Origin of the sequence: Flavihumibacter petaseus NBRC 106054 (assembly GCF_000974785.1) — a bacterium.
Classification (GTDB): domain Bacteria; phylum Bacteroidota; class Bacteroidia; order Chitinophagales; family Chitinophagaceae; genus Flavihumibacter; species Flavihumibacter petaseus.
Genome location: NZ_BBWV01000001.1, coordinates 1206113 through 1232645 on the forward strand (window position 1 = coordinate 1206113; position 26533 = coordinate 1232645).

At 50.0% G+C, this 26533-nt stretch carries 27 protein-coding genes; 12 read left to right on the forward strand and 15 right to left on the reverse strand.

Annotation, left to right across the window (positions count from 1 at the left end):
• Nucleotides 1-3: 3 nt before the first annotated feature.
• Nucleotides 4-768, reverse strand: a complete 765-nt coding sequence (locus tag FPE01S_RS05060) for a CPBP family intramembrane glutamic endopeptidase (RefSeq protein WP_046367741.1) — start codon at nt 766-768, stop codon at nt 4-6.
• Nucleotides 769-798: 30 nt separating this feature from the next.
• Nucleotides 799-1530 (reverse strand): LOG family protein, encoded by a 732-nt coding sequence (locus tag FPE01S_RS05065; RefSeq protein WP_046367742.1) that lies wholly within the window; start codon nt 1528-1530, stop codon nt 799-801.
• A gap of 49 nt (nt 1531-1579) precedes the next feature.
• Between FPE01S_RS05065 and FPE01S_RS05070 the strand changes: the two genes are divergently transcribed.
• The 4 genes from FPE01S_RS05070 to FPE01S_RS25360 all read left to right on the forward strand — a co-directional run bounded on the left by FPE01S_RS05070 (nt 1580) and on the right by FPE01S_RS25360 (nt 3375).
• A complete protein-coding gene (locus FPE01S_RS05070) occupies nt 1580-2347 on the forward strand; it encodes an exodeoxyribonuclease III (protein ID WP_046367743.1) in 768 nt (255 codons plus the stop codon).
• A gap of 3 nt (nt 2348-2350) precedes the next feature.
• Nucleotides 2351-2656: a DUF4286 family protein gene (locus tag FPE01S_RS05075; protein ID WP_046367744.1), complete on the forward strand. Its 306-nt coding sequence runs from the start codon at nt 2351-2353 to the stop codon at nt 2654-2656.
• A 138-nt stretch (nt 2657-2794) separates the two neighbouring features.
• On the forward strand, nt 2795-3172 hold the full coding sequence (locus FPE01S_RS05080; RefSeq protein ID WP_439644691.1) for an HU family DNA-binding protein: 378 nt from the start codon (nt 2795-2797) through the stop codon (nt 3170-3172).
• 92 nt (nt 3173-3264) lie between these two features.
• Nucleotides 3265-3375, forward strand: a complete 111-nt coding sequence (locus FPE01S_RS25360) for a 30S ribosomal protein THX (RefSeq protein WP_072053954.1) — start codon at nt 3265-3267, stop codon at nt 3373-3375.
• Between the two features lie 65 nt (nt 3376-3440).
• On the opposite strand, the gene pdxH is transcribed toward FPE01S_RS25360, so the two are convergent.
• The 4 genes from pdxH to pyrH form a co-directional block, all read right to left on the reverse strand.
• Nucleotides 3441-4085 carry a pyridoxamine 5'-phosphate oxidase gene (gene pdxH, locus FPE01S_RS05085; protein WP_046367746.1) on the reverse strand — a complete coding sequence of 215 codons (645 nt, stop codon included), beginning with the start codon at nt 4083-4085 and terminating at the stop codon, nt 3441-3443.
• A 31-nt stretch (nt 4086-4116) separates the two neighbouring features.
• On the reverse strand, nt 4117-5946 hold the full coding sequence (locus FPE01S_RS05090; protein ID WP_046367747.1) for a M61 family metallopeptidase: 1830 nt from the start codon (nt 5944-5946) through the stop codon (nt 4117-4119).
• Nucleotides 5947-6014: 68 nt separating this feature from the next.
• On the reverse strand, nt 6015-7049 hold the full coding sequence (locus FPE01S_RS05095) for a coiled-coil domain-containing protein (protein WP_157473902.1): 1035 nt from the start codon (nt 7047-7049) through the stop codon (nt 6015-6017).
• A gap of 123 nt (nt 7050-7172) precedes the next feature.
• Nucleotides 7173-7898: a UMP kinase gene (gene pyrH, locus FPE01S_RS05105; protein WP_046367750.1), complete on the reverse strand. Its 726-nt coding sequence runs from the start codon at nt 7896-7898 to the stop codon at nt 7173-7175.
• A gap of 57 nt (nt 7899-7955) precedes the next feature.
• On the opposite strand from pyrH, the gene FPE01S_RS05110 reads away from it, so the two are divergent.
• Together FPE01S_RS05110 and FPE01S_RS05115 are read left to right on the forward strand one after the other, a co-directional pair.
• Nucleotides 7956-8762 (forward strand): ABC transporter ATP-binding protein, encoded by an 807-nt coding sequence (locus tag FPE01S_RS05110; RefSeq protein WP_046367751.1) that lies wholly within the window; start codon nt 7956-7958, stop codon nt 8760-8762.
• Nucleotides 8746-10458, forward strand: a complete 1713-nt coding sequence (locus FPE01S_RS05115; protein WP_046367752.1) for a hypothetical protein — start codon at nt 8746-8748, stop codon at nt 10456-10458. The genes FPE01S_RS05110 and FPE01S_RS05115 overlap by 17 nt, the downstream gene beginning before the upstream one ends.
• A gap of 2 nt (nt 10459-10460) precedes the next feature.
• On the opposite strand, the gene FPE01S_RS05120 is transcribed toward FPE01S_RS05115, so the two are convergent.
• From FPE01S_RS05120 to rplM, 6 genes are all read right to left on the reverse strand, one after another.
• Nucleotides 10461-11252, reverse strand: a complete 792-nt coding sequence (locus FPE01S_RS05120) for a DUF4249 domain-containing protein (RefSeq protein WP_046367753.1) — start codon at nt 11250-11252, stop codon at nt 10461-10463.
• Nucleotides 11253-11260: 8 nt separating this feature from the next.
• Entirely contained in the window at nt 11261-13612 is a 2352-nt protein-coding gene (locus FPE01S_RS05125; RefSeq protein ID WP_046367754.1) for a TonB-dependent receptor, read from the reverse strand.
• A gap of 175 nt (nt 13613-13787) precedes the next feature.
• Nucleotides 13788-14627 (reverse strand): translation elongation factor Ts, encoded by an 840-nt coding sequence (tsf, locus tag FPE01S_RS05130; protein ID WP_046367755.1) that lies wholly within the window; start codon nt 14625-14627, stop codon nt 13788-13790.
• A 93-nt stretch (nt 14628-14720) separates the two neighbouring features.
• Nucleotides 14721-15602, reverse strand: coding sequence for a 30S ribosomal protein S2 (gene rpsB / locus FPE01S_RS05135; RefSeq protein ID WP_046367756.1), 882 nt, complete (start codon nt 15600-15602; stop codon nt 14721-14723).
• Nucleotides 15603-15706: 104 nt separating this feature from the next.
• The gene (rpsI, locus tag FPE01S_RS05140; protein ID WP_046367757.1) at nt 15707-16096 is read right to left on the reverse strand and encodes a 30S ribosomal protein S9; all 390 of its coding nucleotides are present in this window, start codon (nt 16094-16096) and stop codon (nt 15707-15709) included.
• A 25-nt stretch (nt 16097-16121) separates the two neighbouring features.
• Nucleotides 16122-16565, reverse strand: coding sequence for a 50S ribosomal protein L13 (gene rplM, locus FPE01S_RS05145; RefSeq protein WP_046367758.1), 444 nt, complete (start codon nt 16563-16565; stop codon nt 16122-16124).
• Nucleotides 16566-16739: 174 nt separating this feature from the next.
• Here rplM and FPE01S_RS05150 point away from each other — a divergent pair, with 174 nt between their 5' ends.
• A complete protein-coding gene (locus FPE01S_RS05150) occupies nt 16740-17351 on the forward strand; it encodes a hydrolase (protein WP_046367759.1) in 612 nt (203 codons plus the stop codon).
• 6 nt (nt 17352-17357) lie between these two features.
• Here FPE01S_RS05150 and FPE01S_RS05155 read toward each other — a convergent pair whose 3' ends face one another.
• A complete protein-coding gene (locus FPE01S_RS05155) occupies nt 17358-18065 on the reverse strand; it encodes an NUDIX hydrolase (RefSeq protein WP_046367760.1) in 708 nt (235 codons plus the stop codon).
• Between the two features lie 179 nt (nt 18066-18244).
• On the opposite strand from FPE01S_RS05155, the gene ligA reads away from it, so the two are divergent.
• The 3 genes from ligA to FPE01S_RS05170 all read left to right on the forward strand — a co-directional run bounded on the left by ligA (nt 18245) and on the right by FPE01S_RS05170 (nt 21713).
• Nucleotides 18245-20335: an NAD-dependent DNA ligase LigA gene (gene ligA / locus FPE01S_RS05160; RefSeq protein WP_052955520.1), complete on the forward strand. Its 2091-nt coding sequence runs from the start codon at nt 18245-18247 to the stop codon at nt 20333-20335.
• 53 nt (nt 20336-20388) lie between these two features.
• Nucleotides 20389-20952, forward strand: a complete 564-nt coding sequence (locus tag FPE01S_RS05165) for an NUMOD4 domain-containing protein (RefSeq protein ID WP_046367761.1) — start codon at nt 20389-20391, stop codon at nt 20950-20952.
• Nucleotides 20953-21047: 95 nt separating this feature from the next.
• Nucleotides 21048-21713 (forward strand): DUF2461 domain-containing protein, encoded by a 666-nt coding sequence (locus FPE01S_RS05170; protein ID WP_046367762.1) that lies wholly within the window; start codon nt 21048-21050, stop codon nt 21711-21713.
• Between the two features lie 354 nt (nt 21714-22067).
• On the opposite strand, the gene FPE01S_RS05175 is transcribed toward FPE01S_RS05170, so the two are convergent.
• Nucleotides 22068-23069, reverse strand: coding sequence for an aspartate-semialdehyde dehydrogenase (locus FPE01S_RS05175; protein ID WP_046367763.1), 1002 nt, complete (start codon nt 23067-23069; stop codon nt 22068-22070).
• Between the two features lie 275 nt (nt 23070-23344).
• Between FPE01S_RS05175 and FPE01S_RS05180 the strand changes: the two genes are divergently transcribed.
• On the forward strand, nt 23345-24937 hold the full coding sequence (locus FPE01S_RS05180) for a lamin tail domain-containing protein (protein ID WP_169749129.1): 1593 nt from the start codon (nt 23345-23347) through the stop codon (nt 24935-24937).
• On the opposite strand, the gene FPE01S_RS05185 is transcribed toward FPE01S_RS05180, so the two are convergent.
• Nucleotides 24938-25864 (reverse strand): PfkB family carbohydrate kinase, encoded by a 927-nt coding sequence (locus FPE01S_RS05185; RefSeq protein WP_046367765.1) that lies wholly within the window; start codon nt 25862-25864, stop codon nt 24938-24940.
• A 78-nt stretch (nt 25865-25942) separates the two neighbouring features.
• On the opposite strand from FPE01S_RS05185, the gene FPE01S_RS05190 reads away from it, so the two are divergent.
• A complete protein-coding gene (locus FPE01S_RS05190) occupies nt 25943-26533 on the forward strand; it encodes a TetR/AcrR family transcriptional regulator (RefSeq protein WP_046367766.1) in 591 nt (196 codons plus the stop codon).

Below are 26533 nucleotides of genomic sequence, written 5' to 3' on the forward strand. Positions count from 1 at the left end.
GCCCTACATGAAATTCAGTTCGTGCAATTCAAGGTAGCAGGTGGTTGCATTAAAGAAGAAATGTATCAGTACGCCGTACCAGATGGTATTGGTGCGCTGGCGGATATAACCCAGAAACAGGGCAAAGGGCAAGAGCCAGAAAAAGGAGATAATACTCATGTGAATGATGGCAAACAACAGCGCTGTTACCACTACAGCCTGCCGGTTATGCATGATCTTGAGCAATCCGGCCTGCAATACTCCCCGGTAGGCCAGTTCTTCGGACAAGGCAGGAAAGAAAGCAATCAACAGGAACATAGCCGTTTTCGGAAATTGCAGACCGCGGAAAGAGGCATAATAGTATAGTTCGCGGCTGAAAACGCTGCGATTGATCCATTTTACCCCGAAGTTGACAATCACTGCGCTGATCACGGCTACTGCAACAAGGGCTGCCACCCGCCACCAGGAAAATCTGTTCCAGACCAGCAGGGGTGCAATCAGTTCGCGCATACGGTACGCATACCAGGCGGCAACAGCAAATAATACCATATCTACAATGATCAGACCGGTGAGTGTTGCACTCGCCGCCGGCCAGAAGTTGAAAACCAGGCAGACGATCAGGTTAATGCTGAAAAAGCTGACTACCAGCGTGCGGTATTTATCATAGGCACCCTCCCATTCCTCGCGGGGCACAGTTGGGCTGCCGCACTGGTAACACACCGTGGAATCGGGTTCCATCCTGCTGCCGCAATAGGTACAGGTATCTGCTATAGTTTCAGTTTCGCTCATATCCAATTGGACCTCAATTTAAAGAAAGCTTTATTTTTTCTCGAGCAGCCACCAGAGTTTTTTCCGGGGCTTTACAGTATAATTGGTGGTAATGTATTTCCGGATATGTTCAATCGCCTCGTCAATGCTGTCTGTAAGCAGCACAAGGTCAAGATCGTGCTCTCCTATAGTCTTCTGCTCCACCATGAACCGCATATAGTCCACAAGGGGCTGGTAATAAGCCTTTCCGATGAGAACGATTGGGAACTGCGTGATAATTCCCGTTTGCACCAGCGTAAGCGTCTCATAGAATTCATCCATCGTTCCGACGCCGCCAGGCATAATGATAAAAGCGTAGGAATATTTCACCAGCAATACCTTGCGCACAAAAAAATGCTCAAAAGTGAGCCATTTATGCATATAGGGATTGGCCTGCTGTTCAAAAGGCAGCTGGATATTGCAACCCACCGAGTAGCCACCGCTTTCAAAAGCACCCCTGTTGGCTGCCTCCATAACACCCGGACCACCTCCGGTCATCGTGGTAAAGCCTAAACCGGCAATCCTTTTTCCACATTCACGCGCCAATTCATAATAATGATGATCTTCCTTAAACCTTGCTGATCCGAACACCGTTATGCAGGGACCAACGAAATGCAGGCCGCGGAATCCTTTTATGAATTGCCTGAAAACACGAAAAGCAAAAGCAAGTTCATAGGTTCTTGCTTTGGGGCCATCCAGGTAAACGTGCTGCTTGGAAGGGATTATAGGAGGAGATGAAGGCATTTCAATAAATTTGATAACAGGAAAACCAAATTAAAGAAATACCGCTTTCATGAGAATTATATCTTATAACGTCAATGGCATACGCGCCGCAATGACAAAAGGTTTAGTGGACTGGCTCAGGACTGATCCGGCCGATGTGATCTGCATCCAGGAAACAAAAGCGCATAAAGACAACGTCAATCATGCAGCGATCCAGGAGCTGGGTTATCATAATTTCTGGAATTCCGCTGAAAAGAAAGGCTACAGCGGTGTTGCCCTGTTCAGCCGTACGATGCCCGACAAAGTGGAAATGGGAAACGGTTTTATGCAAAGCGACTCCGAAGGCCGTGTGATCCGCGCAGATTATGGCGACATCACCCTGATCAATGCCTATTTCCCCTCCGGAACTTCAGGAGATGAACGGCAGACCTATAAATATCAGTGGCTGGAAGAATTTTTCGGTTACACGGAACAGTTAAGAAAGAGCCGCCCCAACCTGATCGTGTGCGGCGACTGGAATATTGCCCACCGCGAAATAGATATCCATGATCCGAAAGGAAATAAAAATTCATCCGGCTTTCTCCCCGAAGAACGGGCCTGGATGGACAAATTTCTCGACAGCGGATGGGTGGATACTTTCCGCAAATTCCATGCTGAACCGCATCGTTACAGCTGGTGGAGCCAGCGATTCCCCTCCGTGCGGCTGAACAACAAAGGCTGGCGGATCGATTACATCAATGTGACGAAGCCCCTGGAGAAAAAACTGGTCAGTGCAGAGATCTATCCGGATGTAAAACACAGCGATCACTGTCCCGTATTCCTTGAACTTAAATCCTGACCGATGATACTTTATAATATTACCATCAAGGTAGAGCATTCTATTGCACAAGACTGGCAAAAGTGGATGCTGTCGAACCATATGCCACAGGTATTGGCTACAGGATGCTTCAACAGCAGCCGGCTGTATCAGTTACTTGAGGTGGATGATTCTGACGGACTCACTTTCTCGGTACAATACACTGCACCTACGGAAGAACTGTACAACCGTTATATAACGGAATTTGCTGACAGTATGCGTAAAATAACGCTTGACACCTGGGGGAACCGTTATATTGCCTTCCGTTCCGCCATGCGCCTGGTTCAATAATGTGGATAACAAAAAGCAGCAGGGACGGGCATTTCAGGGCGTGTGCCGTGAAACACGCCACCATCCAGTGTTTCAACGGAAATTAAACATTACAAAGTAAAAATACGTTCGTTCATTTTCGGCTAAAATGCCCTGTTGGTGCGGGTTACAGGGAAAAACACAATCGTTAAAAAATGTTTCGAAAAAATTTGTCGGAATCAAAAAGCGTCTATATTTGTTCTGCTTAAAATTCTAAAATTTCACACTATGAACAAAGCTGAATTAATCGCCAAAATCGCCGATGATGCTGGCGTTACCAAGACACAGGCAAACGACGCACTGGATTCTTTCATCGAGGCTGTAACCAAAACGTTGAAAGGTGGTGGTAAAGTTACCCTGGTTGGTTTTGGAACTTTCTCTGTTTCCAAAAGAGCTGCCCGTAATGGCCGTAACCCCCAAACTGGAGCGGTAATCAAAATTAAGGCTAAGAAAGTTGCCCGTTTCAAGGCTGGTAAAGAGCTTTCTTCCAAATTATAACACTGCGCCAACTGCATTGAGCGGCTGCTGTACTACTACAGCAGCCGTTTTTTTTCTTATTTTTGCCGCCTAAACCACTTAAAAAACACAAAATGGGAAGAGGAGATAAAAAGACCAAAAAAGGAAAGATCTTCAAAGGTTCTTTCGGTAAGAGCCGTCCAGCCCGCCCCGCCGCTGCGAAGAAGGCGAAAGCGAAGGCTTAATTGCAGTTGTTTTCTGCTGATAGAGGAAGGGGAGGTTTTCTTTTCCTCTTTTTTATGCCTCCTGGTCAGGGTGCCAGTCTTTCCAGCGTCCACCCACCTTCGTCATTGAGGCTGTATTGCAACCTGTCGTGCAGGCGGCTGGGACGGCCCTGCCAGAATTCTACACTCACATGTTTTACCCGGTAGCCACCCCAATGCGCGGGACGTGGAATTGCCCCGCCGGCAAATCGCTTCTCCAGGTTCAGCACGTTTGACGACAATACTTCCCTGCCGGGTATCACTTCGCTTTGTGGGGAAGCCCACGCGCCGATCCTGCTGCTCTCAGGACGACTGTTGAAATAGTCATCACTTTCGGAAGTACTCACTTTTTCCACGATGCCGGTGATACGAACCTGTCTTTCCAGCTCTTTCCAGAAAAACACCAGGCATGCACGCGGATTCTCCACCAGCTGGATTGCCTTGTAACTATTGTAATTGGTGAAGAATACAAAACCCTTCTCATCAAATCCTTTCAGAAGAACAATTCTTGCGCTCGGCACGCCATCAGATGAAGCTGTAGCCAGTGTCATCGCATTCACTTCCTCTATGCCACTGTCGATAGCTTCCTGCCACCATTTGCTGAACTGGCGGATGGGATCGGCTGCTGCATCTGTTTTATCAAGGGACAACTGCCTGTAGTCTTTCCGGATGGTTGAAATCGTTGCGTCCATGATCGTGATTTGCACAAAGGTACACCTTCCCCTATCTTCCTGCGCGGAACGAATCTTCCGCTACCCAGCTGTTCCAGATTTTTTGTTGCAGCGCTCCGGGATGCTTCAGCTTTGTGACTTTCCAGGAGATCTTCATTTCACTGCCGGCGATCAGGGCACGCTGACCGGCCTTCCCCTCGCGGAATGTTTCCAGCCGGATAATATCTCCCGCACGCCCGCTGGTGCGTATTGAATCCATTGTATTTGCCGTTGCAGTTGTGCCATTGACCTGAAGTATAACAGTGCCCGGCAGGATACCAGCCTGCCATGCAGGCGACTCCCATGCAACCTGTGTTACACGAACGCTATCGCGACGGAATTGCGCTTTCATTCCCGTCCACGCACCAGGTACCACAACAGCTGCCGTATCCACTGCGAGTGCCGAATAACCAAGGTATCTGTTGTAATTCAGTGGTGCTACCGTATACACATAACCGAAAAATTCATCCAGCGGTACACCTGCGATCTGCTCCGCGGCCTGCCGGAATTCAGTGTCGGTGAATCCACGGTGCTTTCCTTTATAATATTCCTGGTACAACCGGCGCATCAGGTCATCCAGGCTTTTTTTGTTATTGGTTGCGTGGCGGATCTTCAGATCAAGCATCCAGGCAAGCAGTGGCCCCTTTTCGTAATAGGAAATTGTTTTATTGATAAGATCGCCCGTGCGTCCGAATGGACCGTCCGACCAGGTGTCGAAACTCGCCTGGGCCACGGATTGAAATAACTTCCCGGTGCCGTTCTCGTAGTTGCGCAGCATTCCGGCAAATGATTCAAGCAGGTCGTCAGCGGAGATCAATCCCGCCCGGCGCAGCAAAATTTCATTATAATAAACCGTAATGCCTTCGCTGATCCACAACTGGCTGGTCCTGCTCCCCTTCCCATAATCAAATGGCCCAAGTTCAACAGGCCGGATGCGTTTTACATTGAAATGATGAAAATATTCGTGTGCGAGAAAGCCCAGCATCCTGTTCCGCACAGCTGGTTTTTCATAGCCGTCTCCCGAAAAAGAAACTGCCGTAGAATTCATGTGTTCTATGCCCCCCATGCCGGGACCGATCCCTAGAAACACGTATTTCTTGTATGGGATATCACCCATCATTTCAACAGCAGCCTCAACAATTCCCTGCAGATCGCTCATCAGCGCACCGCGATCGAAATTGCCCGGATCTATGGCAAGAAAATAATGCGGAACGCCTCTTACAAAAAACGCAGGAAACGACTCGAGTTGTCCCAGCAGGACCGGGCTATCATAAAGCTGATCAAAATCGCCTGCAGTAAGCGTGCCATCGGGAAGGCTGTCCAGCCCGGTTGCCGCCTGCCATCCTTTCGGTACATCAATTTGAACAGCAACCGGATCCTGCAGATGATCCTGCCGGTACAGGTAGAGCGCGGTAGGTGCAAGGAAAGCCTGTTTACCATTCAGGAACGCGCTGGCCACAAACTGACGGGTGGCCTTAACCTTGTATTGCAGCAGCACTGTACCTGGCGCATTGGCATACACGCGCCAGGTCTGACGGTCAGCTCTTTCCCACCGGAGCGAATCGGTGGTGGTGTATACAGAAGCCGTGAATTGCTCAATATTTTCAGGGTAATCCATCAGCTGGTAGTACCCGGGCATCCATACCGGGATTTTGAAATCGGTATATCCTGCTTCGATCCTGCAGGTCATTGATACCCCGATCCGCTGGTCTGAAGTGTCCTGAAGCGATACACGGAACTGAACAGGAGGAGGAACTGCTGCTGAAAGCGTATTGGCTGACAGTACCAACACGGTAACGAAGCACAATGTAATGGGCAGAGCCCGAAGGCGAATGGATAACATGCCCTGAAATTACAGCGGCAGTTTGCGGAAGGCCTTACAATGCTTAGCCGGATTTGACCATTTTTTATCTAGACACCGCTTTCTTCGCGATCTGTACCGGAGGAAAGCTGCGTAGCCTTGGCAAGCAGTTGTTCGATTTCACTCAGGCGACGCATCTGGCTGTGCAGTTTATTGTGATGTTCAGCTACCTGCTGAAGATCACGGTTGAGTTCTTCGAGATAGGTCACTTTCTTCTGCAGTTGCGAGCGCTGGAAATTGGCTTCCCGGTGTTTGTCTTCCAGCTCCGCAATGGTGCGGGTGGCGCGCTGACTTTCTTCCAGGAGGTTGAGGTACTTCATCTTGAATTCGTCGAATTCCTTTGTCACCTTGAAATAGGTATCCTGCAATTCAGCAAAGCTGGAAGTGTCGCGCTGACTACCGGCAACATGGGCTTCGAGTTTGCGCATTTTTTCCAGGAGGTCATTGTAATCACCATACACACGTTCGAGGCGTTGCTGCATTTCTGCACCAAGCCTGTTCTGTTGCCGGAGTCCGCGGATCTCGTTTTCCTTTTCGACCAGCTGGATGCGCATGTCACCCATCTGTTTATTCAGGAGGTCGTTGGCCTGTATCAATTCCAGTTGTTTCTGCTCCATGGCCTTCAGCGATTCGATCTGCGAAATCAGCTGGTGAACGCGCTGGTTATGCTGCAACATGCTTTGTTGGGCATCCTGCAACTGTTCAAGATAATTGTCGGTCTGCTTCGTAGGTGATGCGAGTTGTTCAGCCTGGCTCTCCAGCAGCTCTTCTCTTTCTTTCCGTACGGAATCAATTTCTATGGCAAGAAACTGTTCATTATCGCGTGCATTCTTAAGCTCGTGCTGCATTTTCGCGAGCTTTTTCTCCATTTCTTCCGTATAGTCGAAGTATTTGAGTTTCCATTCGTCAGCCTCAGGAATAGCAGATGATTCTGCAGTCTGTTGCATTTGCAGACGGGTATTCTTGCGGGAAGTGAGAAATAAGCTGAGGGCGAAACCAAGAATTATGGCGCCCACCTGGAAGATGATTATTTCGGCTAACCCCACGGAGATCCTGATTACCAATAAATTCATTAGCGTCATCATAATGGTCGGAGTTTTAGGAGCATTTCCTATATACCGGCTTCCATGGGATCTAGATGGGTCTGCTAATGTAATAAGGAATGCGGAATCCTGCAAGCCAGACGCGGGTTTCGCGTAAAACTACGCTTATCCTTTTACCAGTGTACCCACCTGTTCACCCATAACCACCCGCATCAGATTACCGGGTTTGTTCATATCAAACACGATGATGGGGAGATTGTTTTCCATGCAAAGGGTAAAGGCGGTCATATCCATCACTTTAAGATTCTTGTTAATGCACTCGCGGAAGGTGATGGTTTCAAATTTGGTCGCGCCGGGGTCTTTTTCCGGATCTGCAGTATAGATGCCATCTACCCGGGTACCTTTCAGAATGACATCAGCTTTTATCTCGATCGCGCGCAGGGAACCCGCAGTATCGGTCGTGAAATAGGGATTGCCGGTGCCGGCTCCAAATATAACCACCCGGTGCTTTTCGAGGTGCCGGATCGCCCTGCGGCGGATATAGGGTTCTGCAATCTGTTCCATTTTGATAGCACTCTGCAACCGGGTAAAAACCCCGTCCCTTTCCAGCGCAGCCTGAACAGCCATTCCATTGATGACGGTCGCCAGCATGCCCATATAGTCGCCGTGCGCCCGTTCAATTCCTGTTTCTGCCTCATTCATGCCCCGGTAGATATTCCCTCCCCCGATCACCAGCGCTACTTCCACCCCTGCTTCTGTCACCGCTTTGATCTCCCTTGCATACTGGGCAATGATGGCATGGTTCATCGGTTCATAGCCGTTGCTGCTTTCCTCTCCCATCAATGCTTCTCCAGACAATTTCAGCAAAATCCGTTTGTAAACCGGTGTCATAGGCTGTTCCGTTTTTCGATGTGGTGCAAAGAAAGGATATTTTTATCTTTCCAGCATATGGAACCCATTATCCGGATAGAGAACCTCAGCAAATCCTTTGGCAGCAAAGAGGTTCTCCGCAATATTAATCTTGAGGTATTTCCGGGACAGATCATCGGGTATATCGGACCGAACGGGGCTGGCAAGAGTACGACGGTAAAGATCCTGTGCGGACTCATTCCCGATTTTGACGGAACAGTCACCGTGAAAGGGATCGATCTGCGGGCTCAACCGCTTGCCGTTAAAAAATCGATCGGCTATGTACCGGAGCTGGCGGAACTGTATGAAGTGCTGACTGCCTGGGAATTTCTCGATATGATGGCCGGACTGTACCAGATCCCTTCTGCACAGGCGCATGAACGTATTCGAAAAATGCTGACTGCCTTCGGGCTGGGTGAGAACATGCACCAGCGTATGGATGCTTTCAGCAAGGGCATGCGGCAGAAAGTGCTACTGATCTCCGGCCTGTTGCATAATCCCGATATAATCATTCTCGACGAACCGCTCAGCGGCCTGGATGCCAACAGTGTCATTATCGTGAAGGAACTGATCAGCCGGCTGGCTGCAGATGGCAAAACCATCTTCTACTGCAGTCATATGATGGATGTTGTGGAGAAAGTGAGCGACAGGATCATTTTGCTCAATGAAGGCACTATTGTTGCCGATGGCAGCTTTGAAGCCCTGCAGGCCAGCATGGGCAAAGGAAGCCTGGAACATATTTTTGCTACCCTCACGGCCAGCAGCAATCTCCATGAAGCTGCCGGCAACCTTGTGGCAGCCGTAGGCGGAAACCCAGTAACTGCTCCCGATGAACAACGCCACTGACAACCGCCCGAAAGCCATGAACGTTATCAGCAGGTTCTTCTTCAGGCTGGTATTGCTTCCCCGCAACCTGTACCGGCGATGGGGTATTGATCTGCCGCAACTTGAACTTATCCTTCAGTATAAACTGACAATGGACGACCGGCGGCCCAATACTTTTCAGCAGACCCGGTCAGCCGGCAAAAAAGGAGGCATCAGCAATGCGACACTCGGTACCATGTTCATGGCGCTGCTGATGGGATTGCTTTACCTGATCTTCTTCCAGGCTGGCCGCGACAACCTGACGCACCTGTTCTTTTTCTTTACCGCCTTTCTCTTTATGCTCGCATCAATGCTCATTACAGATTTTACTTCTGTACTCATAGATGTGCGCGACAACCAGATCATCCTGCCCAAACCTGTAAATGACAGAACCGTCCTGATGGCCAAGATCCTGCACATTGTAGTTCACCTGAGCCGGCTGGTGCTGCCCATGGCTTTGCCGACACTGATCTTTCTGTTCCTTCAGCAGGGATTCCTGGCAGCAGTTACCCTTTTACTGATGATCGCCATCGCCTGCGGCTTCACCATATTCCTCATCAACGGTGCCTACCTGCTGGTATTAAAAATCACGTCAGCAGAAAAGTTCAAGGCATTCATCTCCTGGTTCCAGATCATATTTGCTATCGTGCTGTATGGTGGTTATCAGCTGGTACCCCGCATGGCAGATATGGAAACTTTCCGCCAGTTCAGCATAACCGATTACTGGTATGCGCGGCTCCTGCCTCCTTACTGGTTTTCCGGAGGTTGGCTTTTCTGCAATGGAGTGGCCCCCGGCCGTACCTGGCTTTGGCTATTGCTTTCTTTACTGTCAAGTTTTGGAAGCATCTGGCTCGTGGTAGAGTTCCTGGCGCCCGCCTTTGTACGCAAACTCGCCGGATTGCAGGGCGGCAGTACCGATACACCGGTAGCTGCAGCGAATCAAAACTACAACCCTGCAGGCCTGGGAGAAAAGATTGCAGGCATCGTTTGTCGCTCAACAATAGAAAAAGCAGCCTTCCTGTTCAGCTGGAAATGGACGGCCCGCAGCCGCGAATTCAAAATGCGTGTTTACCCGACTTTTGGATATGTAATGGTCTGGTTTGCGCTGACATTTTACAAAAGCTTTACCGGAAATACCATCCCCCATAAATTGTTGCCGGTGTTCCTCGGACTCATCTACTTCAGCTCCTTCATCCTGTTCAACGCACTGCAGTATATGAACCACACGGATCAGTATAAGGCCGCCTGGGTCTTTTATGTTAGTCCCGTAGACCGGCCGGGCCAGCTGGTAATGGGCAACTACAAAAGCATGCTCTTCAAATTCTACCTGCCGATCGCAGCAGCACTGCTGATCGCAGGTGGTATTTTACTGGGACCATCTGCCTTGCCGAATCTCCTCCTCGCCCTCACCAACCTGCTGGTGATCAGCGGACTGGTCGTGATCCTGCAGCACAGGAAGTTGCCTGCGTCAATGCCGCCATCCATTGAAAACAAGGGTGGCGCCTTTCTGCGTGCCATGGGTCTGTTGCTGATCTGCGGCATTGTTGCCGGCGGCCATTTCCTGCTGTACCGTTTTCACCTAGTCATCCTTTCTCTGAATGTGCTGAGCATTGTTGCCGTGGTGGTCATCTTTCAGCAGATCAGGAATACAGACTGGCGGTCGATGAAAACAGCCTGAGATCAGGGTATTATGATCGATTTCGTGCTTACCGAATAGGCGCTGAAATAACCCAGCGCTCCTCCCTGGATATTGGTCACCGGGTTGGACGGTGTAGGCCCCTGGTTTTCTCCCGTGGCGCCCATCAGCAGCGTGTACCAGTATTTGTACGCAGGCTCGTCGATGCACAACAGGTCAACCTGAACATCATCACCCTGCCTGAGGTCGCCGTCAGGATTCATCATTTCCCAGGAAATGGTTTTCCCGTCACTGAGCTCATCATTCTGAATAAAGATCTTTTTTACCTGTTCCTGGTTGGCATACTGAACCAGCCGGTAGTAATTGGCCTGTCCTGCCGGATCGTTAAAATATGGCCGAACCGTCTTTTGCATGCCGTCGCCATAATTCATTTCCGTCACATCCAGGGAATCCAGTGGCACAAGCGTTGCCGGCATGGTGGATGATGCGGTGAATTGCTGACCATTGACCGTAACCGAGAGGTGATAGGTTTTTCCGGGCGCTCCTGTAAATGCAGCGGTCTGATAAATGCCCTGATCGCCTTCAGCCAGCGGCCAGGTGTTGCCGTTATCATCGGAAATGGTTACCGCAGCGCCACTGACACCAATAAAATTGTTGTTGTCGTCAATCGCCTTGGTGGTGGAAATCCGGACTTCGGGTTCACGGTCTGCCTGGTTGGAAATAGTTCCCTCAATAACCAGTTTGGTAGCTGCTGTGTCGGTATCAACATGGATCACCTTTTCGCAGGAAGTGGCGAAAGCAAGCAGTGACAGGTAAAATATAAAAGATGGTTTCATGATTGTAGTCAGAATTTGAAGTTGTAGGAAATGGAGGGCACCCAGCGGAAAAGACTGATCTGTACAGCTTCTGTTTTACTGGGATCATCTTTGTTGTCCTGGAAATTGATCATGTAGGCGTTCTCGCGGCCATAGGCATTGTATAGTCCGAATGCCAGCTCGTGATGCCATTTCTTCCGTGGTGCCAGTTGTACGGTAGCTGCAAGATCAAGACGATGGTAAGCCGGCATGCGGTAGCCATTCCGGTTGGTATAGTAATACACGGTTTGTTCGCCGACTGTATATTTTCCGTTCGGGAAAGTCACTGCGTCTCCGGTGTAATACACCCAGTTGGCGGACAACACCCATTTTTTATTCAGCTGGTACATGGCAACAACAGCAATATCATGGGTACGGTCCTGGCGGGCGCGATACCAGTCGTTGTTATTGATGCCATCAATTTTTCTTTCCGTTTTGGATAGCGTATAACTTACCCAGCCCGTGAGTTTGCCCGTCTTCTTCCGGAACATCCATTCCAGACCGTAAGCCCTGCCCTTTCCGTACAGCAGCTGTGTTTCGACGCTCTGGTTGCTGTAGATGTCAGCACCGTCGCGATAGTCGATCAGGTTCTGCATGTCTTTATAATAAGCCTCCACGGTGATCTCGTACCGGTTGCCGGGCAGGTTTCTGTAATAGCCAACGGAAAATTGGTCGGCGATCTCGGGTTGGATGATATTGTTGCTGCTCAGCCATTTGTCGGTTGGCTGGCTGCTGGTACTATTGCTCAGCAGGTGCATATTCTGAACGTTCCGCACGTAAGAAGCTTTGACTGAAGAAAGTGAACTGAACTGATAGCCAAGTGCCAGCCGTGGCTCGAGGTTCCAGTAGGTTTTCACCACATCTCCTTTAGCATAGGTAAGGGTGTCTTTTACCTTTCCGTCTTCATCCAGGGTATAGAAATCGCCGCCGCCGAGAACATTGAATACAGAAAGGCGGGCACCATAGGTGAGCGAGAATTTATCAGAGATTTTCCAGTTGTCAGATGCATACAGCGCTGACTCAAGCGAATAGCGCCGCTGGTGTACACGGTTGTTGATGCTGGATGATTCCGATGCATGGATCTCACCCGGCCGGATATTGTGGTAAGTACTGGTCCATCCGAAACGGACATTATGATTATTGCCGGCATTCAACTGGTAATCCTGTTTGATATTCCAGTCGCGGATCTGTGAAAAGAGGCTGATATCATTTGCGCCACTTTTGACGCTGACCTCATAGTTGTAATTGCTGAAAATGACGGAAGTATTGGCAAAGAGCCTGCTGTTAAAAATATGGTTCCATCGCAGTGTACCAGTGCCGTTGCCCCAGAACAGACCGAACTGATCGGTAAACGTCAGCTTGTCCTGTCCGAAATACCCGCTGAGGTAGATCCGGTCCTTTTCGCCGATCTCATAATTGAGTTTGGCGTTAAGGTCGTAGAAACCCATTTTGCTCCGGCGAACGTTACTGTCTGGCGAGAGTTTCATGAAAAGGTCGGCATAAGTTCGCCTGCCCGTGATCAGGTAAGAAGAGCGGTCTTTCTGAATCGGGCCTTCGACGTTGAGCTTCGCGGAGATTACGCCGATACCGCCGCTTATTTCCTGTTCCTGGTTGTTGCCCTCATTCATTTTGATATCGATCACGGAGGAGAGGCGTCCGCCATATTGTGCGGGCATGCCCCCCTTGAAGAGGGTCAGGTCTTTGATGGCGTCGGAATTGAAGGTGGAGAAAAAGCCTAGCATGTGAGAGGCGTTGTAAACGTTCGCCTCATCCAGCAGGATCTGGTTCTGATCGGTGCTTCCGCCCCGCACAAAAAAACCGGCATTTCCTTCCCCGGCTGATTTTATTCCGGGCAACAGCTGAACGGTTTTCATAACATCCTTCTCGCCGAATAGCACCGGAATGTTCTTGATTTCACGCACACTGAGTTTTTCCACGCCTGTTTGCGCACCACTGACTGCGCGCCCTTTGGAGCTCGCCTTTACCACCACCTCTTCGAGGTTGGCTGATTCGTTGTTCAGGAAAAGCGGAAGGCGGATGTTTTTGTTGAGATCGATCACCATAGTATCGGTCTTCTTGCCGATTGCAGAAGCTTCGAGTACATATGTTCCGGCCGGAAGGGTAACGGAATAGAATCCGTATTCATTGGAGGCGGTACCGGCCGCATTGCCACCAGGTTCCTGGGGGCGAAGCCGGATGGAAGCCCCGATGATGGTTTCACCGGATTGGCGGGCTTTGATAATGCCACTGAGAATGTATCGTTGCTGCGCGTAACCTTGCACGCCCGGCAGCATAACAACACAGGTCAAACAGACCAACAGGATAAAGCGGTTATTCAGCATGGTTAGGTTTTCAGGGCTGCAATTTCTGCATTGACACTGTACTTCAATGAAATGCAATGTTAAAGTCGGGGAATGTTCCGATGAATGGCGGAAATCAGGGGATGAGCAGGGAAACACTAGATAAAAACAAAACCCTCCGCGAGGGAGGGTTCTGCTTCATTTATCCATTCAAAAATTATCCCAGCGCTACACGCTTGAATTCAGTGATTTTCAAATCGCTGCTAACAGACTTCAGGTAATCAGCAACACTGATACCGGCGTCTTTTACGAATGGCTGCGCAAGAAGTGTATTCTCCTTGAAGAAGGCATTCAGTTTACCACCTGCGATCTTTTCGATCATTTCAGCAGGCTTGCCAGCCATTTTCGGATCGGCAGCTACCTGGTCAGTAATAATCGCTTTTTCACGGGCAACAACATCAGCAGGAACGGCGTCAGCATCGATCGCAACGGGATTCATGGCAGCAATTTGCATGGCCACGTCTTTACCCGCCTCCAGAGCTTCTTTGGTCATCCCAACCAGCACGCCCATACGGTTCGCGCCATGGATGTAAGAGGCCACGTAGTCTGCGTCAACGCGCTCGAATTTGGAGATACCGATCTTCTCACCGATAGAAGCGAGCTTGTCGTTAACCAGGTCAGCGATCTTTTGACCGTTGATGGTAACGTTATTGAGTTCTTCAGCACTTTTCACGTTGCTCTGAACTGCGGCGTCAATGATGCTTTGCGCGAAAGCAACGAAGTCGGCGTTCTTGCTCACGAAGTCAGTTTCACAGCTTACGCAGAGCGCAATGCCTGTTTTGTTGTCGGCGGTAGTTTTTGCAAGTACCACCCCTTCTTTTGCTTCACGGTCGCTGCGGAGTGCGGCAACTTTAGCACCTTTCTTCCGCAACCAGTCGATAGCTGCTTCGAAATCACCGTTGTTCTCGGTCAGTGCTTTGCGGCAGTCCATCATACCAGCACCAGTTGCCTGGCGAAGTTTGTTGATATCCGCAGCAGTAATTGTAGCTGTTGACATATGTAGAGTTTTGAAAACCTCCGGGTGTTGCACAACGAATCCGTTATGCAACACCCGAAGTATTTTGACTATTGAATTTCTGATACCTGACGATTAGCGTGCGCCGGTGCGCTTGGGGCTGCTCGGAACCCGACGCTTTGCCTGTCCGCCGGGACCAGCATTGCGGGGTGCACCACCGCCACGGCCACCACGGCCACCTTCAGCCTGTGCTTCAGCTTCCATACGGGCAGCGCGCTTTTCGTTGTCATCGTTGGACTCTTCAACATCTTCGTCTTTCGCAGCTTGTCTTTCAGCAAGACCTTCAGCGATAGCAGCTGTGATGTATTCCACGATGATGGCGATGCTCTTGGTAGCGTCGTCGTTGGCAGGAATGGGGAAGTCAACCTTGTTGGGATCGCAGTTGGTATCCACCATACCGAAAGTAGTAATGCCGAGGCGTTTTGCTTCAGACAGTGCGATATGCTCGTGACCGATGTCAACGATGAACAGTGCGGCAGGGATACGGCCAAGCTGAGCGATACCACCCAGAACTTTTTCCATTTTTTCCTTGTCGCGGCTCAGCGTCAGACGCTCTTTCTTGGTAATGTTTTCGAAAGTACCATCGTTCAGCATTTTCTCGATGCTCTGCATCTTCTTCACGCTCTTGCGAACGGTGTTGAAGTTGGTGAGCATACCACCCAGCCAGCGCTCAGTAACATAGGGCATGTTTACACGCTGTGCGCATTGGGTGGCAATTTCTTTTGCCTGCTTCTTGGTACCCACGAACATGATCTTCTTACCACTGCGGGCAATCTGCTTCAGGGCAGCGGAAGCTTCCTGCAGACTTTCAGTGGTTTTATTCAGATCAATGATGTGAATGCCTTTCTTCTCAGCGAAGATATAGGGCAACATCTTGGGGTTCCACTTCTTCTTCAGGTGACCGAAGTGTACGCCTGCTTCAAGCAATTGTTGCTGTAGAGAAGTATTTGTTTCCATCTATTATTGTTATAAGTTGAGGTTTGAGGTCTGAAGCTTGTTGTATGGCGCTTGAATCAACTTCAAACCCCAAACCCCAAACCTCAAACCCTTTACTAAAATTGTTAACGTTTGCTGAATTGGAAGCTGCGACGGGCTTTTTTGCGTCCGGGCTTTTTCCTTTCAACTCCGCGGGGATCACGGGTCAGGAATCCTGCAGCCTTCAATACGGGGCGGAACTCAGCGTTCACTTCCAGCAACGCACGGGCGATGCCGAGTTTGGCTGCTTCTGCCTGTCCTTTTACACCACCACCGGTAGCATTGATAACAATGTCGAACTTATCGGTAGCATCAATCGCCTTCAGGGGAGCTTCCACCTGGTTCTGCAGATAAACAAGCGGGAAATACACTTTGTAGTCCTTGTCGTTAATGGTGATCTTGCCATCACCTTTGCTGAGGAACACGCGGGTAACCGCTTCCTTACGACGACCTAATCCATTTTTTTGCTTTTCCATTTATTTGGAATTAGTTCTTTAAAATTTAGAATTTCAGTTCTTTGGGTTGTTGCGCTGCATGGGGATGTGTCGCATCATTGTACACGAAAAGCTTCTTGTACATCTTGCGGCCCAGCCTGTTCTTCGGCAACATGCCTTTAACTGCACGCTCGATCACCACTTCCGGACGACGCTTCAGCAGGTCTTTAGCTACTTCTTCCTTACGGCCACCGGGGTATCCGCTGAAATTCTCATAAACCTTCTGCTCCAGTTTGTTCCCTGTGAACTGAACCTTTTCGGCATTGATCACGATGATGAAATCACCACAATCAACGTGGGGAGTGTAATACGCTTTGTTCTTCCCACGCAAAATGGCCGCGATTCTGGCGCACATGCGACCTACGGTTTGATTGGTACCATCAACAACGTACCAATTACGTTGCACGGTAGCCTCGTTCGCATGTTTGGTGGTGAAATGTAATTTGCTCATTTAGTTTAATTTAGTCCGCCGCCGCCAACCCGGTGGTCGGAAATGAAAAAATAAATCGGAGCGCAAAGGTAGCTAAGCCCACCTATACCAACCAAGGAATTGGAAGGCATTTTTCACAGCTGGCTTTGCAATCTGTTGATTATCAATAAAAATATTTACAAGTAATTTTCATCGATGGCAAATTTGAATCTCAACCGGCAGGATTTTGGCCGCCCCCAGGATGTTGGCAATGTATTGACCCGCGAGGAAACACTGGCCTTACTGGAAGAATGGGTTCCCAATGAACGCCTCCGGCTCCACATGCTGCAGGTAGGCGCAGTGATGAAAGCCTGGGCCCTCGAAAAAGAAGAACTACCTGAAAAAGAAGCCCATAAATGGTGGGTGGCCGGTGTACTGCATGACGCGGACTGGGAAAAATATCCCGAAGCACACTGCCGGATCATCATCGAAGAATTGGAAACCAGGCGGATCGATCCGACGATCATCCGCACCATCGCCAGCCATGGCCCCCGGTATTTCGGTGTCGAGCCGCACAGCAAAATGGAACTCATGATCTACGTGTTCGATGAACTTTCAGGATTTGTTCATGCCGCTGCACTGATCCGCCCGGACCGGTACCAGGGGCTGGAAATCAAATCCGTACTGAAAAAACTGAAAACTCCCTCCTTCGCCGCCCAGGTGGACCGCACCGATATTGAAGACGCGCTTAGCCGGGCCTCCCTGGATCTCGAAGCAGTTGTCCCTTTTGTCATCCGGCACCAGCAGCATGTTACGCTGGCGGGCTGATTCAGCCTAGCGGGCGAGCGCTTTGGGCTTGCGGGTGAATTTGGCAGCATTGAAACGGTAGAGCTTACCCGGACGGTGGGGTACGTCCTGCTCCAGCTCGTCGAGATCTACCAGCCAGTCCATCATAAAAAATTTCTTTCTGAAATTCCGGCGGTCCAGCCTGGTATTGAGGATTGCCTCATACACACACTGAAGTTCACGGAGGGAGAATTTTTTCGGGAGAAGATTGAATACAACCGGATGATCATCCACTTTTTCGCGCAATCGCTCATGACAAGCGTGCAGGATGGTCAGGTGGTCAAAAGCCATATCGTGAATATCATTCACCGGATGCCAGTGCAGGTCGTTCTCCGCAAGGGTTAACTGCACATCCCGCACATTGACCAGTGAAAAATAAGTTGTCGTGATTACCCTGCCCGCCGGATGCCGGTCCACCGCCCCGAATGTCTGCACCTGTTCCAGGTAAACATCCCCGAGGCCGGTTCGCTCCCGCAGGATGCGGTAGGAAGCCGAATCCAGATCCTCGTCCGGCCTTACCAGGTCACCGAGCAACGACAACTTTCCCCTGTATTCCTTGATGTTACAATTGATGACCAGCACTTTCAACTCACCGTCTTCAAATCCGAATATCACGCAGTCGACTGAAAGCGCAATCCTGAAATAGTCTTTATCACTTAATTCTCCGAAATGACTGAAACGCGAAATCTGCTTCATATGGCAATGCGGCTGGTTATTGCGGAACAAAATTACCGGAATTCAGTATCGTTTGTTCAATACCGGTAGCAATCACTCACAATCGTTAATGTGTTTAAATTACACAATTTGGATGGTGAGTCCAAATTTTACAGGGGTTAATCTGCGGGGCCATTAGCTTTACAGCAGAAATTCCTGGCATGTATACACCTGAAACTACCCGCGAATGGCAGAACGCCACCAGTACCCTGCTAAAGAAAACCGGCCACCCCGATGTGGCCGACGTCACGCTGCTCCGCGACGTGCTCCGCTTTCATGAATACCGGTACTATGTGCTGGACGAGCCGCTGCTGGCTGACGAGGAATATGACCGGCTGTTCAAATCGCTGGAAGCTATTGAAAAGGCCCATCCGGATCTTATCCGCCCCGACTCCCCTACCCAAAGGGTCGCCAATGGACTGAACCCTTCCTTTCCTACCGTCAGTCACCTGGTTCCGATGTTGTCGCTGGATAATTCCTATAATGCTGAAGACCTGATCGACTGGGACCGACGGGTGCGTGAAGGATCGGGTGAAAAGGAAGTGGAATATTGTGTGGAACCGAAATTCGACGGAGCGAGTATTTCGCTGATCTATGAAGATGACCTGCTGTTGAGGGGTGCTACCCGGGGAGATGGCGTGCAGGGGGATGACATTACCACCAATATCCGGCAAATCCGTTCCGTGCCTCTGTCAGCACGGTTCTCGGATTACGGCGTGCAGCAGATTGAAATCAGGGGTGAAGTACTGATGACCAAAAAGAATTTCAAGGCGTTCAACGCAAAACTCGCCGAACAGAACCTGCCACCCCTGGCCAATCCGCGCAATGCCGCCTCAGGCTCTTTGCGGATTAAGGATCCCGCTGAAGTAAAACGCCGCAACCTGGAAGCCTTCCTCTATAATGTGAGTTATCATACCGATAATGGACAACCGAATAAGGCACTCGACACCCATGCCGGAACATTGAAAATGCTGTGGGACCTCGGCTTCAGGAGCCCGGAGAAGGAAAAGCGCCTGATCAGGGGAATCGATGGCGTCGTTGCCTACTGTGCAGCATTCGAAGCCGGGCGCGATGACCTGCCCTACGAGATAGATGGCATGGTGATCAAAGTGAATGACCTGGAAATTCAGGACAAGCTGGGCATGACAACCCATCACCCGAGGTGGGCCATTGCTTTCAAATTCAAGGCGCGCCAGGCAACGAGTAAGCTGCGGGCAGTTGAATTCCAGGTGGGCCGTACCGGTGCCATAACGCCGGTAGCGAAAATCGACCCGGTTCCGATCGGCGGGGTAACGGTGGGCTCCATCAGCCTGTTCAATGAAGATGTGATCAGGGAGAAGGACCTGATGATCGGCGACTCCGTGCTGGTGGAAAGGGCCGGAGATGTGATCCCCTATATTGTTAAGTCACTCGCAGAAGCCCGTAACGGTCAGGAACAGCCGATCACCTTTCCCGATATATGTCCGCAATGTTCCTCAAAGCTCTTTAAAGAACCCGGCGAGGCAGTGTGGCGCTGTATCAATATTGATTGCCCCGCGCAGGTGGTAGAGCGGATCATTCACTTCGTGTCGAAAGACGCGATGGATATCAAAAGTTTCGGCGAAGCCAATGTGCGGAAGTTTTACGAACTGGGCTTTCTCACCGATGTTCCGTCCATCTACCAGCTGCCTTTTGACAAGATCCGGGCGCTGGAGGGTTTCGGTCAGAAATCCATCACCAACCTCGAGGCCGCTATCGAAGCTTCCAAGAAACAGCCCTTACACCGGTTGCTCTTTGGCCTGGGGATCCGGTTTGTGGGGGAAACGACTGCAAAAACGCTTGCCCAGCAGGTGGACCACCTGACTGACCTGGCCGGATACAGCGTGGAAGAGTTGCAACAATTTGAAGATATCGGCATCAAAGTAGCTACCAGTATTTACCAGTTCTTTCACAATGCCGACAACCTGGAATTACTGAATCGCCTGGAAGCCATAGGGTTAAATCTCCGTAGCGAAAAACGGGGCCAGCTGACCGACGGCGCGCTGTCTGGTCTGACCTTCCTCTTCACGGGAACGCTTAACCGATTAAAGCGCTCGGATGCAGAAGAAATGGTGGAAGCGAAGGGCGGGAAGCTACTCGGCAGCGTGAGCAGCAAGCTGAATTATCTGGTGGTTGGAGACGACGCCGGATCGAAATTGGAGAAGGCCAAAAAGATCCCCCTGATCCATATTATTTCGGAGGAAGAATTTTTGAAATTGATCGGGAATGCCTAGTCGCATAATAGTTTTAGTGCATATCTTTTCGTAACTTTAGAAAAAAGGGTACGATGATCAAATCATTAACAGGCGAAACATGGAAGCCTTTGCAGTTTCCGGGATGGAAACATCTTCGCAAGCAATATGCATTGTCATCAATGGGGCGTGTAGCCAGCTATGGCGAATCAGTCAATGAGGATGGAAAGTTGTTGAACGGATCGCTCACTACCGGCTATAAAACACTGAACCTGCATCGTCCGGGTAACAATGGTACCTTGTATATTCACCGCGAAATCGCAAGGCTGTTTTTGAAGAAGCCATCTCCCAAGCATCGTTATGTGATTCATCTGAATCACAACAAGACAGACAATTCTGTCAAAAACCTCAAATGGGCCACACTGGAAGAAATGATCCAGCACCAGCAGGAGAGTCCGGCAAAAGTTGCGTACAAAAAGGTGCAGGCCAACCGCGCCAAGGGTTTGAAGTTGAATGCCACGCAGGTGAAAAACATCAAGAAAACTTTGAACAGTAAGAAGCGGACCCTGACTATCCGGCAACTGGCGGAAAAGTATGGCGTGAGTGAGATGACGATGTATCGCATCAAGAGTGGAGAGAACTGGGCAAAGGTCAAATAGCCAAAAACCAAAAACATTAAAGAACCGTGGCACCCCAACGGTTCTTTTTTTGTCCCCCTACCTTTGTAATCCTTTTCACGATTTAAACCGTTCACATGATCACAGCTGAAACGCTCAGTTTTTTGCGCGCGTTAAAGAAGAACAATGACAAGACCTGGTTTGATACCAACCGAAAAAAATATGAAGCAGCCAAAAAGAATATGGAAGCACTGGTGAACGAAGTGATCGCCCTGCACGGCAAGGCCGACCCGTCAATTGCCGGTCTTACTGCCAGGGAATGCCTTTTCAGGATCAACCGGGATATCCGGTTTGCCAAAGACAAGTCACCTTACAAGACCAATTTCGGCGCCAGCATCAATGCTGATGGCCGCAAGGCCATGACACCGGGATACTACCTGCACCTGGAGCCGGGCAAAAGTTTTGCCGGTGGCGGACTGTATCAGCCGGCGCCCGCTGATCTCCGTAAAGTGCGGCAGGAAATTGATTATCACCCGGAAGAATTCCGGAAACTGATAGAGGCAAAATCATTCAAATCCACCTTTGGAACACTCGACCAGTCCGCCGATGTCAGGCTTACCAGGGTGCCACAGGGCTTCGACAAAGAAAGCGAAGCTGCACCCTACCTGATGTACAGGAGCTATATCGCCATGCAACCCTTAACGGATGAACTGCTGCAATCACCAAAGGCTGCGAAAACTATTGCAGCGAACTTCGCAGCACTGCAGCCCCTGCTTGATTTCCTGAGAAGGAATATGGAATAGGAAAAGTTTGAGGTTTGGGGGTTTGAGGTTTGAGGTTGGGTTTTAGGTTGGCATCAGGGTCAGCTTCAAACTACAAATCGAACACACCAATCCGGCAATGGTGTAAAAAAGGGCCGAAGCCCCTTATAGCAGATTTAGTTTACGACACATTCAACCTGCTATGATGATGGTTCATATTTTACCGGACAGCCAATTTAACTCAGCGCACAAAAATTCATTCTTAGGAGCATTGTGGCTAATGCCAACTGTAATCAGAAGGCGGATCAACTGAGGTTTGAAGTTGGCACGACGGTTAACGTCAAACCCCAAACCCAACTTCAAACCTCAAACCCCCAAACTCCAAACCTTCTTCAATCACTTCACACCATTCAGCAAATGCTTCTCCATCAGGTATTCCGCTATCTGCACCGCATTGGTAGCGGCACCTTTCCGGAGATTGTCGCTCACGATCCAGCAATTGAGTGTATTCGGTTGTGATTCATCCCGGCGAAGACGGCCCACAAACACTTCATCCTTCTCATGCGCATCTTTCGGCATCGGATACTGAGCATTTGCAGGATCATCCACCACCACCACACCCGGTGACGCAGCCAGCAATTTTTTTACTTCGTCCAGGTCATAATCGTGCTCGAATTCCACGTTTACGCTCTCACTGTGACCACCCATTACAGGAATGCGGACGGTTGTGCTCGTTACCCGGATAGTATCATCACGCATGATCTTCCTGGTCTCATTCACCATCTTCATCTCCTCCTTGGTATAACCATTGTCGAGGAACACATCAATCTGAGGGATCGCATTCATGTCGATCGGGTACTTATAAGCCATTTCACCTTCCTTCCCTTCTCTTTCATTCATCAACTGTGTCACTGCCTTCACGCCTGTACCCGTAACACTCTGATAGGTAGAAACAACGATCCGCTTAATGCCATATTTTTTGTGAAGCGGGTTCAAAGCCACCACCATCTGGATCGTGGAGCAATTGGGATTGGCAATCACTTTGTCACCTGCGGTCAGAATATCAGCATTGATTTCGGGAACTACCAGCGGTTTGGCAGGATCCATTCTCCATGCGGAAGAATTATCGATAACGGTAATCCCTGCTGCAGCAAACTGCGGTGCCCATTCAAGCGATGTGCTGCCACCTGCAGAAAATAAAGCGACTGCAGGTTTTGCTGCAATTGCATCCGTCATGCTCACCACCTTGTATGGCTTTCCCTTAAAGATCACTTCTTTCCCTACTGATCTTTCAGAGGCTACGGGAACCAGTTCGGTCACGGGAAAATTCCTTTCCTCGAGTACCTGCAACATTTTAGTGCCTACAAGTCCGGTGGCACCAACGACTGCAACTTTCATGTTTTGTTGTTCACTTTTGATTAAAAAAAAACCTTCCCATCTGGGAAGGCTGTTTATTTTTTGAACATATACAAACGATTACACACCTTCCTGTTGTGGGAACTGTTTCTTAATCTTCGTAGTATGTTTCATCATTGTCATGGATCGCGAAAATACAGCACCGGGTTTTTTCACCCAAAAAAATATTTCAGCTTGACACTGCAAAGTGGCCTTTGTATTTTTCAGCCATGTGGAAAAGGATATTGTGCGGAGGGATGCTTCTGTGCTCCCAAACGTTGTACGGACAAGCATTTCAGCTGGTTATCACCGAATTGCTTCCCGATCCGGAACCAGCGATCGGTTTACCTGCTGAAGAATTCATTGAGCTAACAAATGTTAGCGATACCGCGGTCACGCTGGGTGGCTGGAAGATCGGAAACAGCAGGGTCGCCGCTATTTTACCAGACAGCATCATACTACCTGCCGGCGGCGTACTGATCTGTTGTAAACAGTCAGCCGCCCCCCTGTTTACCCCTTATGGGAAAACAGCCGGTCTTTCCCCGTTTCCCGCCATCCGTAATGATGGGGATACCATCTGGTTAAAGTCGCCTGACGGGAAATATGTTCAGGCGATTGCGTATGACCCATCCCGTTATGATGGTGCGGGTTCAGGTGGAAGAAGTGTTGAACTTGCCGACTGGAGAATGGCATGTAGCCCTTATGCACCCTGGCAGACAAGCCAGGCCGCTGCAGGCGGTTCGCCGGGCGTATTTACAACCGGGGATGTGATAAGCTCCCTTGCTGCCAGCGGCTTGCAGTACGCCTTTTTTGAAGGCGATTCCTGCATCGTGCTGACCTTTGATGATGGCATCGTCACCACAGGACGCATTTCGACAGCGCCCGCACTGTTCTGGCAAACCGTATCTGTGGAAGGCCCGTTCAGCAACCTGGTCAGGATCACCCTGCAACGGGCGCCGGACAGCAACCAGCTGTATACCATTTCCACGGCAGGCTTTTCGACCTGCCTGTCACAAGATCCCTCCGGTATCCAGCAAGCCAAATTGGGAAAGCCTGCATTCCGCCCGGAGCAAATCATCATCAATGAAATTCTATTTGACCCGCCCGCGGGTGGCACTGATTATATTGAACTGTTTAACAATGGCAACAGGCCAGCAGACCTGAGCGCACTTTATCTTTCTGGCCGTAACAGTCCCGGGGAAATAACTGGCGTGCGCACATTCAGTACATCGCACCGCTGCCTCTTCCCGGGCGATTACATCGTCATTTCCCCCGATGCCCGCTGGCTTTCCCGGGTGTATGGGATCCGGTTCCCGGGAAATATCTGCCCGGTACCCTCCTTACCCTCCTGGCCAAACGGGGGAGGTCATGCAGTGCTGTTAAGGGCCGACAGTTCAATCATTGACGAAGTACCCTATAACGCCGGATGGCATCACCCGCTCATCAGCAATCCCGACGGCATTGCCCTGGAAAAGATCCGTTTTGATGGTGATCCGCGAGAAGCGGATTCATGGGCATCGGGAGTGTCCGCCACTGGCTTCGGTACACCGGGTTATGGTAATGCCCAGTCGGCTGTTGCAGCAGGAAAGCAACATTTTGAAGTGACCGTTATGCCTCCCGACTGTCAATTGCGCTATACTTTTGACCGGAACAACATGATCTTCACCATCCGGATTTACGACTGGAATGGCCGGATGGTCAAAACACTGGCCAGGAATGATCTCTGCGGCATGTCCGGCATTTATCACTGGAATGGCAGAGACGACCGGCAATTGCCGTTACGTCCTGGTCCTTATTTAATAATACTGGAAGCCTTTCATGCCGACAAAACGGTTATCCGGAGTAGAAAAGCAGTAGGGATTAGCTGGTAATCAACCTGCCAGGGTAATCTCAAAATTGACAAGGTCAACAAATTGCTGGATGCGCTGGTCGATATCCGCAGCAGAAATTTCTTTCATCCGGCTGGTACCAAACTTCTCTACACAGAACGAAGCCAAAGCCGATCCTTTGATAATGGCAGACTTCATATTGTCAAAAGATATGTCGCGGGTCGCAGCAAGATGGCCGATAAACCCGCCGGCAAAAGTATCACCGGCACCCGTGGGATCAAATACATCTTCAAGCGGAAGGGCCGGCGCAAAAAACACCTGGTCTTCATGGAAAAGCAGCGCACCGTGCTCACCTTTTTTAATCACGAGGAAACGGGGGCCCATTTTCCGGATCGCTTTGGCGGCTTTTACCAGCGAAAACTCCCCGCTGAGCTGCCTTGCTTCACTGTCATTGACCATCAGCACATCCACTTCCCGGAGCGTCACCAGGAGATCATCCATGGCAATATCCATCCAGAAATTCATGGTATCCATCACGATCAGGCGGGGACGTTGCTTCAGTTGCCGGATCACGCTCAGCTGGAGGCTGGGCATCAGGTTTCCCAGCATCAGGAATTCCGAGCCCTGGTAGCTGTCCGGTACAACGGGGTTAAAATCAGCGAGCACATTCAACTGGGTATCCAGGGTGTCGCGGGTATTCATGTCCATGTGATACCGGCCGGCCCAGAAAAAGGACTTCTGTCCCATTTTCCGTTGAACGCCTTCCAGGTGTACACCCCGTCCTGCCAGTGCCGACAATTCGGATTCAGGAAAATCTTCACCGATTACGGAGATCTGGTTCACCGGCTTCACGAAGTTGGAGGCACTCCAGGCGAGATAAGTTGCTGATCCACCAACGATCCGGCCACTTTCTCCAAAAGGCGTTTCTATCGCATCAAAAGCCATAGTTCCCACAACAATCAATGACATAAGCTGATTTAAGGCGCGAAAATAGGCTTTTTTAGTGCCGGGCCAACTAACTGCCGTTCGTTTGTATATTTGAGGGGTATGGCCAAGATCAAGAATAAACACAATGCCACCAAAAAGGAGGTTATCGTTGAAGCTGCGACCCGGCTTTTCCGGGAAAAAGGCTTCAAAGCCGCATCCATGCGTGACCTGGCGGAGGCAGTGGGAGTAGAAGCTGCCAGCCTGTACAACCATATTCAGTCAAAGGAAGAGTTGTTGCAGGAAATCTGCTTCAAGGTAGCCAATGCCTTCAATCAGCATTGTGAAGAAGTGGAAAACAGTGACCTGGGCAGCATTCAGAAAGTGGAAGCCATACTCCGGTTCCACATCAGGATGATGTTGGAACAATATGAAATGGTGATCGTAGCCGACCGCGACTGGAAACATCTTTCCGACCCATATTTGTCCAATTACCACAACCAGCGCAGAACCTACCGTAAAAGACTTGCCGGTATTATTGAAAAGGGTATCGAGAATGCAGAGGTCAAGCCGGTAGACGCACCCACCGTTGTGCTCATCATGCTTCATGCCGTTAATGGTATCGAAAGCTGGCACCGCAGTAAAGAAAAGATCAGCGCCCGCCAACTGGAAGAAAATATGGTACTGATTATGATCGATGGCCTAAAAGCGTGA

Bases quoted from the DNA above. Each gene is read 5' to 3' on its own strand.
- FPE01S_RS05060 (WP_046367741.1), bottom strand. From the start codon at position 768: ATGAGCGAAACTGAAACTATAGCAGATACCTGTACCTATTGCGGCAGC.
- FPE01S_RS05065 (WP_046367742.1), bottom strand. From the start codon at position 1,530: ATGCCTTCATCTCCTCCTATAATCCCTTCCAAGCAGCACGTTTACCTG.
- FPE01S_RS05070 (WP_046367743.1), top strand. From the start codon at position 1,580: ATGAGAATTATATCTTATAACGTCAATGGCATACGCGCCGCAATGACA.
- FPE01S_RS05075 (WP_046367744.1), top strand. From the start codon at position 2,351: ATGATACTTTATAATATTACCATCAAGGTAGAGCATTCTATTGCACAA.
- FPE01S_RS25360 (WP_072053954.1), top strand. From the start codon at position 3,265: ATGGGAAGAGGAGATAAAAAGACCAAAAAAGGAAAGATCTTCAAAGGT.
- pdxH (WP_046367746.1), bottom strand. From the start codon at position 4,085: ATGGACGCAACGATTTCAACCATCCGGAAAGACTACAGGCAGTTGTCC.
- FPE01S_RS05090 (WP_046367747.1), bottom strand. From the start codon at position 5,946: ATGTTATCCATTCGCCTTCGGGCTCTGCCCATTACATTGTGCTTCGTT.
- FPE01S_RS05095 (WP_157473902.1), bottom strand. From the start codon at position 7,049: ATGATGACGCTAATGAATTTATTGGTAATCAGGATCTCCGTGGGGTTA.
- pyrH (WP_046367750.1), bottom strand. From the start codon at position 7,898: ATGACACCGGTTTACAAACGGATTTTGCTGAAATTGTCTGGAGAAGCA.
- FPE01S_RS05110 (WP_046367751.1), top strand. From the start codon at position 7,956: ATGGAACCCATTATCCGGATAGAGAACCTCAGCAAATCCTTTGGCAGC.
- FPE01S_RS05115 (WP_046367752.1), top strand. From the start codon at position 8,746: ATGAACAACGCCACTGACAACCGCCCGAAAGCCATGAACGTTATCAGC.
- FPE01S_RS05120 (WP_046367753.1), bottom strand. From the start codon at position 11,252: ATGAAACCATCTTTTATATTTTACCTGTCACTGCTTGCTTTCGCCACT.
- FPE01S_RS05125 (WP_046367754.1), bottom strand. From the start codon at position 13,612: ATGCTGAATAACCGCTTTATCCTGTTGGTCTGTTTGACCTGTGTTGTT.
- tsf (WP_046367755.1), bottom strand. From the start codon at position 14,627: ATGTCAACAGCTACAATTACTGCTGCGGATATCAACAAACTTCGCCAG.
- rpsB (WP_046367756.1), bottom strand. From the start codon at position 15,602: ATGGAAACAAATACTTCTCTACAGCAACAATTGCTTGAAGCAGGCGTA.
- rpsI (WP_046367757.1), bottom strand. From the start codon at position 16,096: ATGGAAAAGCAAAAAAATGGATTAGGTCGTCGTAAGGAAGCGGTTACC.
- rplM (WP_046367758.1), bottom strand. From the start codon at position 16,565: ATGAGCAAATTACATTTCACCACCAAACATGCGAACGAGGCTACCGTG.
- FPE01S_RS05150 (WP_046367759.1), top strand. From the start codon at position 16,740: ATGGCAAATTTGAATCTCAACCGGCAGGATTTTGGCCGCCCCCAGGAT.
- FPE01S_RS05155 (WP_046367760.1), bottom strand. From the start codon at position 18,065: ATGAAGCAGATTTCGCGTTTCAGTCATTTCGGAGAATTAAGTGATAAA.
- ligA (WP_052955520.1), top strand. From the start codon at position 18,245: ATGTATACACCTGAAACTACCCGCGAATGGCAGAACGCCACCAGTACC.
- FPE01S_RS05165 (WP_046367761.1), top strand. From the start codon at position 20,389: ATGATCAAATCATTAACAGGCGAAACATGGAAGCCTTTGCAGTTTCCG.
- FPE01S_RS05170 (WP_046367762.1), top strand. From the start codon at position 21,048: ATGATCACAGCTGAAACGCTCAGTTTTTTGCGCGCGTTAAAGAAGAAC.
- FPE01S_RS05175 (WP_046367763.1), bottom strand. From the start codon at position 23,069: ATGAAAGTTGCAGTCGTTGGTGCCACCGGACTTGTAGGCACTAAAATG.
- FPE01S_RS05185 (WP_046367765.1), bottom strand. From the start codon at position 25,864: ATGTCATTGATTGTTGTGGGAACTATGGCTTTTGATGCGATAGAAACG.
- FPE01S_RS05190 (WP_046367766.1), top strand. From the start codon at position 25,943: ATGGCCAAGATCAAGAATAAACACAATGCCACCAAAAAGGAGGTTATC.